The sequence below is a fragment of the Amycolatopsis taiwanensis DSM 45107 genome, from assembly GCF_000519205.1.
GTDB classification, from domain to species: Bacteria; Actinomycetota; Actinomycetes; order Mycobacteriales; family Pseudonocardiaceae; genus Amycolatopsis_E; species Amycolatopsis_E taiwanensis.
Genome location: NZ_JAFB01000038.1, coordinates 85,913 through 93,398, shown reverse-complemented (window position 1 = coordinate 93,398; position 7,486 = coordinate 85,913). Strand labels below are relative to the sequence as shown.

Below are 7,486 nucleotides of genomic sequence, written 5' to 3'. Positions count from 1 at the left end.
CGTGTACACCACAAATGCGATCGAGTCCATCAATTTCCAGCTCCGCAAAATCACCAAAAACCGCGGCCATTTCCCCGACAAAGACGCCGCGATGAAGATTCTCTACCTCGGACTGCGCAACATTTCCAGCCGTCGCGGAGGCACGTCTGGCACAGGAACCCACGGATGGAAAGTGGCGTTGAACACACTCGCTCGAATCTTCCCGAACCGGCTCCCATTCTGATAAGCTACAAACGTTAGTAAGTCACCTCCGACTTACACAAAAATCGTGACAGGCTCGCGCAACTTTCTTGGTTTGAGGCTTTCCACCCTGACCCCCTGGATCCCTGGCTGAGAGTCTCCACAACCACTTCAATGTAACACTAGAAGGCGTGACACCCCTCGGGTCAACCCGCGGCAATCAAGGTGACCACCGAGCACGCGCCTTCTGTCCCGTGGCTTGTNGGGGCTCCGCCCCCACACCCCCGACTGGGGGCAAGCCCCCAGACCCCCTTATCGGGGCGGCGGGGCGCCATCGTCGCGTACGTGACTCGATCCCTATACAGCGCCCGTCGACACGATCGCGGTCGCGCGCAAACTCGCGGAGGAAAAAAGACATGACCATGGAGGAGATCATCGGCTTCGTAGCCGAACTCGACGGTGTCCTGACCCTCAAGCCGGCACCCGGCGACGGCTCGCCGGAGCTCGCCTGGGGCGACACCTTCTTCTACTACGCGCCCGATGGCGTCACCCCGACGAGGACGCAACCCTTCGCGACGATCGTGACCAAGAACTATCCCGGTGACGAGGCATCGCACCTGGATCGGCCGGATGCCTTCCGCGTGAACATCGCCGCCGGGAAGGAAGCGTTCACACGGTGGACCGGTCACGAGCCACGCGACTCGGCCGCCACCGAGATCGACCCCAGTACCGCCGACACCGTCATGGCACATCCCGTCTACGGCACCGCTGGTTGGCTTGCCGTGGTCAACCCGGGCAAGCGCACGGAATCGGAGACTTACGAACTGCTTCGCACCGCCTACCGGCTCGCCCGCTCACGCTACGAACGGCGCGCTGAATCAAGGTCGGGGCCGCGCTGAGCGTGGTGTGGACAGGCCACGGTCTCACGCGGGCTGGAGGTAGAGGAACTCCGTCACGCCGGCAAGGCCGATGATCAGGCGGACCAGCAGAGGCATGGCCGAGCGCTTTTCGTCATGCACGATCCGCGGCTGCGTCAGCTTGATCGTGCGCCCACGGGTCACGAGTTCGCAGCCTTCGGCGGCGAGCACGTTCCGCACCCAGTCACTGTCGGAGCCGTAGGTGAGCGCCACGACGTAGCCTTCGGGGACGCGGAAGACGTTGACCGGGGTGCGGTAGGTCCGCCCGGAACGCCGTCCATTGTGGATGATGGTGCCGAAGTAGGGCAGGCGCGGTGTGAGCAGGCCCAGCACCCGGTTGGTGAAGATCCGGTTGAATCGCGCGAGCCGTTTGGGAAGGACCATCGCCCGAGTATATCAACGCCTGATGAATTTTGGGTCTTGACGTTTCCCCGATCTGAGGTATGCCAGTTGCATGACGCAGGAACAGAAGCGGCCCCGCCTCGACCCGGAGCCGTCGCTCGGACCGAACTTCCCGAAACTGACGCATCCCGACCTCGACCTCATGCAGACCGAGGAAGTCGAGGAGCCGCCCAACAAGGACGACGTGAAGCCGGAAGTACCCCACCCGGAGCCCCCGGAATAGGGGCGGGACACGGGGCCTTGCGACCCCAGATCCCTCAGAACTCGTGACGGCGCAGGCGTTCCGGGTGGCGGCGGGACGGGGCCCGGCCGGGCGGCTGGGTGGGCGCGGGACCCGGGTCGATCTCCGGGATGCTCAGGCTCATCGGGTGTTCGGACACCTTGCACGGCTGGCCGTGGTGCGTGATCTCCACCGGCTCACCGGCCACCAGGCGGTAGGTCGCGCGGTCGCGGTGAATCTCCACGGCGAAGCGGTTGCCGCGCACGCACATCCGGAACTCGATGCGGTCGAGCCCTTCGGGCAGGCGCGGGGCGAAGGTGATCTCGCCGTTGTGGTCGCGCATCCCGCCGAACCCCGCCACGACTCCGTGCCACGCGCCCGCCAGTGACGCCATGTGCAGGCCTTCGCGCACGTTGTTGTGCACGTCGTGCAGGTCGGTGAGCGCGGCCTCCCCGACGTAGTCGTAGGCGAGATCGAGATGCCCGACCTCGGCGGCGATCACCGCCTGCGTTCCGGCCGACAGTGACGAGTCGCGCACGGTCCGTGCCTCGTAGTAGGCGAAGTTGCGGGCCTTCTCCTCGGGCGTGAACCGGTCCCCGCACAGGTGCAGCGCCAGCACCAGGTCCGCCTGCTTGATCACCTGCTTCCGGTACAGGTCGAAGTACGGGACGTTGAGCAGCAGCGGATAGTCCTCGGCAGGGGTGTTGTCGAAGTCCCACTCGGCGTGCTCGGTGAACCCTTCGGACTGCGGATGCACCCCGAGTTCCTCGTCGTAGGGCACGAACATCCGCTCCGCGGCCTGACGCCAGGTGCCCAGCTCCGGCTCGTCCGCGCCGAGCCGCTCGGCCACTTCGGGCACCCGCTCGCACGAGGCCGCCGCCGCCAGCAGGTTCCGGCGCGCCATCAGGTTCGTGTAGACGTTGTTGTCGGCGATCGCCGAATACTCGTCCGGACCGGTCACACCGTCGATGCGGAACTTGCCGTGTAGGTCGAAATGCCCGAGAGACATCCACAACCGTGCGGTCTCGATCAGCAACTCCGTGCCGACGTCCCGCTCGAACTCGGTGTCCCCGGTCGCGTCGAGGTAGCGCACGACCGCGTCCGCGATGGCTGCGCTGACGTGGAACGCGGCGGTGCCGGCCGGCCAGTACGCCGAGCACTCCGCGCCGTTGATCGACCGCCACGGGAAGGCCGCGCCGCGCAGGCCCAACTGGACGGCGCGCTCGCGCGCCTTGGGTAGCGTGCTGTGCCGCCAGCGCAGCGCGTCGCGGGCCGCCTCAGGCACGGTGTAGGTGAGCACCGGCAGCACGAAGGATTCGGTGTCCCAGAAGGCATGTCCGTCGTAGCCCGGCCCGGTCAGCCCCTTGCCCGGGATCGCCCGGCTCTCGCCGCGAGCCCCGGCCTGCAGGATGTGGAACAGCGCGAACCTGGTTGCCTGCTGGAGTTCCGGGTCGCCGTCGAGCTGGATGTCGGCGGTTTCCCAGAAGTCGTCGAGAAACGCCCGCTGCTCGGCGAGCAGTCCGTCCCAGCCGGTCTGCCGTGCGCCGGCCAGCGCCGCCGAGACCTGCGCGCGCAGCGCCGGGATCGAGCGCTTCGCCGACCAGCCGTAACCGAGGAACTTGGTCACCACCAGCCGGTCGCCCTTCGGCACGTCCACTGCCACGGTCAGCCGGGCCAGGTCCTCTTCCACGATGATGTCGCTGCGGAACGCGTGCGGGCTCTCGATCTGGTGGTCCATCGCCGCCGCCATCCGCAGCCCGGAGTTGCGCGTCCGGTGCACCAGCACGGCGTGGTAGTCCTCGGCCAGGGCGAACTCCGAGACCAGTGGCGACTGCAGGGCGGCGGCCACCCGGGGGTCCTTGGTCTCCGGTTCGATCGGCTCGTTGGCCAGCAGGTCGGACTGCAAGACCAGCTGCATGTCGCCGTCGAGCGGCTCGACCTCGTACCGGATCGCCACGACCGCACGCTGCGTGAAGGACACCAGGCGCTGTGTGTGGACCCGGACCTGGCGACCGGTGGGGGAGACCCATTCGGTCAGCCGGCTCAGCGTGCCCGAGCGGAAGTCAAGCCACCGCTCGTGTGCCGTCGCCGTGCCGTAGCGCATGTCGAATGGTTCGTCCTCCACCAGCAGCCGGATGACCTTGCCGTCGGTCACGTTCACGACCGTCTGCCCGGCCTCCGGATAGCCGTAACCGGCTTCGGCGTAGGGCAGCGCGTGCTCCTCGTAGAAGCCGTTGAGGTAGGTGCCCGGCTTGCCGCGTGGCTCGCCCTCCTCCAGCGTGCCGCGGATGCCGATGTGGCCGTTGGACAGCGCGAACGTGGACTCCGTCCGCTCCAGCTGGTCGATCGCGAGCGTGTGCCAGCGCAGTTCCCACGGCGCGGTCTCGTAACCCTGCACGGTCACGCGTCACCCCGCAACAGTTCCGATAGATCGCGAACGACCACGTCGGCGCCGTGTGCGCGCAACTCGTCGGCCTGGTCCTCGCGGTCGACGCCGACCACGTGCCCGAAGCCGCCGGCCTTGCCGGCGGCGACGCCGGCCAGCGCGTCCTCGAACACGGCGGCGTTCGCCGGTGCCACGCCCAGTGCCTTCGCCGCGGCCAGGAACGAGTCGGGTGCGGGCTTCCCGCGCAGCTTTTCGCGTTCGATCACCACGCCGTCGATCCGTGCCTGCGCGAACCGGTCCAGGTTCGCGGCTTCGAGTACGGAGGCCGCGTTGGCCGAGGACGTGACCACCGCGATGCGCAACCCGGCCCGCTGGACCGCTTCGAGATAGCGCACCGAGCCGGGATAGGGGTCGACCCCGCGGTGTTCGATGATCCGCAGGACCAGTTCGTTCTTCCGGGCGGCCAGCCCGTGGACGCTGTGATCGGTGACCTTGTCGCCCGGGCCACCCTCGGGGAGCGAGATATTGCGCGAGGCGAGAAAGCCGCGCACACCGTCCAGCCTCGGCCGCCCGTCCACGTACTCCGCGTAGTCCCGATCGGTGAAGCAACGGTAATTGCTGCCGTCTCGCTCGCGAAGAAACGAATCGAATGTCTGTTTCCACGCTTGCTTGTGCAGTTCGGCGGTGCCGGTCAGCACGCCGTCGAGATCGAACAGGCAGGCGGAGATGTCATCGGGGAGTCCGATCATGTCTCGACCGTACCGGTGAACGGCTCCACTCGCCGGTGTTTCGACGTGTTCATCCCGGCTAGACATGGCTCTTCTCTTCGCCGTGCGGAGTCCGGTCCGGATGGGGCCGGACCCGATGGATCAGCTCGTGCACCGTCGCGTCGGCCAGCCGGTAACGCACGACCCGGCCGCTCCGGTGCCCGGTCACCAGTCCGTGCGCGCGCAGCAGCCGCAGCGCCTGGGAGACCGCGGTGTCGGTCATGCCCGCGGCCACCGCCAGATCCGAAACGCTGATCTCGCGCGCGTAGTGGATGCACACCAGCAGGGTCAGTCGCGAGGGGTCGGCCAGCACCGAGAACCGCCGCGCCCACTGCACCACCACCGCGCGGTCACCGAGCCCGTCCAGAGCGGCTTCGACGGCGGCCTCGTCCATCACGTGTCGTTCCGGCTCCACCCTGGTTATGGTCTCACCTCTGGTGCGGAGGGCGTCCGGGTGTGTGCGCCGGAGACGGGCCGTGCGTCCGCCTCCCTCGCCGGGACGGGCTTTGGGGTCAGGCCGGGACGGCGTCGGTCCTGCGCTCCCAAGCCCGGTGGCGGCCGATCTCGGTGGCGAACGCGTCGAAGAACTCGGTGGTCAGTTCCTGTGATGCGGCCGCCGTGGTCACAACGCCCTGGTCCACCGTCACTTGCTCGTTATCGGCGATCCGGTCGGTGACCCCCGCCCGGTGCAGCAGGTCGCGCCCGGAGCCGAACGCGGCGACCGGCTTGGCGTGCTTGTAGGCCTCGGCCACGAAATGAACCGCGTACCCGTCCTGGCTGAGCAGATTCACACTGTCCGGTCCGCAGGGCACGACGACGGCGTCGTAGAGCACCGAGGCCATGGTGTTGAGCTGCCGGTCCGCCTCCAGCGGTTCACCAGTGCCGGGGCGTACCTCGCCGTCGCTGGGCGCGAGCAGTTCGACCACCGCCTCCCGTTTGGTCAGCTCGTCGACCACACGACGCGTTCCGGTCGCGTCGACGCCGTCGGCGACCAGCACCGCGATCCGGCGGGTCGAGATCCGGTTCGACGGCGCGTTCAGCTGAGACAGCGCGGGTGAGCTGCGGCCGTGGTTGGGGCGCACTTCTTCCGCCGGCGCGGTGACGCCGACGCCCTCGCTGACCCGGATGGCCAGTTCGTGATCGACATTGTTGAGCTCGGCCACCACGCGGCCCCGGATCTCCTTGCTGGTGACCTTCCCGAGCTCGAACCGGAACGCGCTGACGATGTGCTCGCGCTCCACTTCGGACATGCTGTTCCAGAACAGGGTCGCCTGGCTGTAGAAGTCCTTGAAGCTCTCGCTGCGCTTGCGGATCTTGTGCCCTTCCACGTGTTCGGTGTAGTGGCTGAACGTGCCGGAATCGGCGATCGCCGGGCACCCGCCGCTGATGCTGTTCTTGAAGTAGCTCGTCCGTCCCTTGTGCACCGCCTGCTGGCCGTAGCCGTCACGCTGGTTGGTGTGCACGTCCGCGATCGGCCGGTTCACCGGGAGCTGCGCGAAGTTCGGCCCGCCGAGGCGGATCAGCTGGGTATCCAAATAGGAGAAGTTGCGGGCCTGGAGCAAGGGGTCGTTGGTGAAGTCTATGCCTGGTACCACGTTCGCGGTGTGGAAGGCCACCTGCTCGGTCTCGGCGAAGAAGTTGTCCGGGTTGCGGTCAAGCACCATGCGCCCCACCGGCCGCACCGGCACCTGCTCCTCCGGGATGATCTTCGTCGGGTCGAGCAGGTCGAAGTCGAAGGAGAACTCGTCCTTTTCGTCCACCAGTTGGACACCGAGCTCCCATTCCGGGAACTGGCCGGCCTCGATGCAGTCCCACAGGTCGCGCCGGTTGTAGTCCGGGTCCTTGCCGGCGATCTTCTGGCATTCGTCCCAGACCAGGGAATGGGTGCCCAGCACCGGCTTCCAGTGGAACTTCACGAACGTACCCTGCCCGTCGGCGTTGACCAGCCGGAAGGTGTGTACGCCGAACCCCTGCATCATCCGGTAGCTGCGCGGCAGCGCCCGGTCCGACATCAGCCACATCATCATGTGCAGCGTTTCCGGTTGCAGCGAAACGAAGTCCCACAGCGTATCGTGTGCGGAGGCCGCCTGCGGGATCTCGTTGTCCGGCTCCGGCTTCACCGCATGCACGAAGTCCGGGAACTTGATGCCGTCCTGGATGAAGAACACCGGCATGTTGTTGCCCACCAGGTCGTAGTTCCCCTGGCGGGTGAAGAACTTCGTGGCGAAGCCACGTACGTCGCGCACGGTGTCGGCGGAGCCCCGCGACCCGGCCACGGTGGAGAACCGGACGAAGACCGGGATCTGCTCACCACTGGTCAGGAACTCGGCCACGGTGTAGTCCCTCAGCCAGCCTTCGTAGGCCTGGAAATGGCCGTAGGCGCCGGCGCCGCGCGCGTGCACCACGCGCTCGGGTATCCGTTCGTGGTCGAAATGGGTGATTTTCTCCCTGGCGTGGAAGTCTTCGAGCAGGGTCGGACCGCGTTCGGTGATGGTGAGGGAATCGTCGGTGTGGTCGACTCGTACACCCTGTTGCGTGGTCAGCCGGGTATGGTCGAGATCGACTCGCGATGATTGCATCTGCTGGTCTTTGGCATCACGTGACATGGGACCCG

8 protein-coding genes are annotated in these 7,486 nt (G+C 67.0%); 3 read left to right on the top strand and 5 right to left on the bottom strand.

Going from position 1 to position 7,486, the window contains the following annotated elements:
* Both A3CU_RS0127755 and A3CU_RS0127750 read left to right on the top strand, forming a co-directional pair.
* On the top strand, positions 1–223 hold a 223-nt coding region (locus tag A3CU_RS0127755), incomplete at its 5' end, for a transposase (protein ID WP_027945049.1).
* 373 nt (positions 224–596) lie between these two features.
* Positions 597–1,079, top strand: coding sequence for a DUF6194 family protein (locus tag A3CU_RS0127750; protein ID WP_027945048.1), 483 nt, complete (start codon positions 597–599; stop codon positions 1,077–1,079).
* A gap of 24 nt (positions 1,080–1,103) precedes the next feature.
* Here A3CU_RS0127750 and A3CU_RS0127745 read toward each other — a convergent pair whose 3' ends face one another.
* Complete coding sequence (locus tag A3CU_RS0127745; RefSeq protein ID WP_027945047.1) at positions 1,104–1,481, bottom strand: nitroreductase family deazaflavin-dependent oxidoreductase; 378 nt, start codon at positions 1,479–1,481, stop codon at positions 1,104–1,106.
* 70 nt (positions 1,482–1,551) lie between these two features.
* Between A3CU_RS0127745 and A3CU_RS53630 the strand changes: the two genes are divergently transcribed.
* Positions 1,552–1,722 (top strand): hypothetical protein, encoded by a 171-nt coding sequence (locus A3CU_RS53630; protein ID WP_169739698.1) that lies wholly within the window; start codon positions 1,552–1,554, stop codon positions 1,720–1,722.
* A 34-nt stretch (positions 1,723–1,756) separates the two neighbouring features.
* On the opposite strand, the gene A3CU_RS0127735 is transcribed toward A3CU_RS53630, so the two are convergent.
* The 4 genes from A3CU_RS0127735 to A3CU_RS0127720 form a co-directional block, all read right to left on the bottom strand.
* Positions 1,757–4,123, bottom strand: coding sequence for a glycoside hydrolase family 65 protein (locus tag A3CU_RS0127735; RefSeq protein ID WP_027945046.1), 2,367 nt, complete (start codon positions 4,121–4,123; stop codon positions 1,757–1,759).
* Positions 4,120–4,854, bottom strand: coding sequence for a beta-phosphoglucomutase family hydrolase (locus tag A3CU_RS0127730; RefSeq protein ID WP_027945045.1), 735 nt, complete (start codon positions 4,852–4,854; stop codon positions 4,120–4,122). The genes A3CU_RS0127735 and A3CU_RS0127730 overlap by 4 nt, the downstream gene beginning before the upstream one ends.
* A 58-nt stretch (positions 4,855–4,912) precedes the next feature.
* Positions 4,913–5,266, bottom strand: coding sequence for an ArsR/SmtB family transcription factor (locus A3CU_RS0127725; protein ID WP_043842734.1), 354 nt, complete (start codon positions 5,264–5,266; stop codon positions 4,913–4,915).
* A gap of 118 nt (positions 5,267–5,384) precedes the next feature.
* Entirely contained in the window at positions 5,385–7,478 is a 2,094-nt protein-coding gene (locus A3CU_RS0127720; protein WP_027945043.1) for a catalase, read from the bottom strand.
* Between the last annotated feature and the right edge of the window lie 8 nt (positions 7,479–7,486).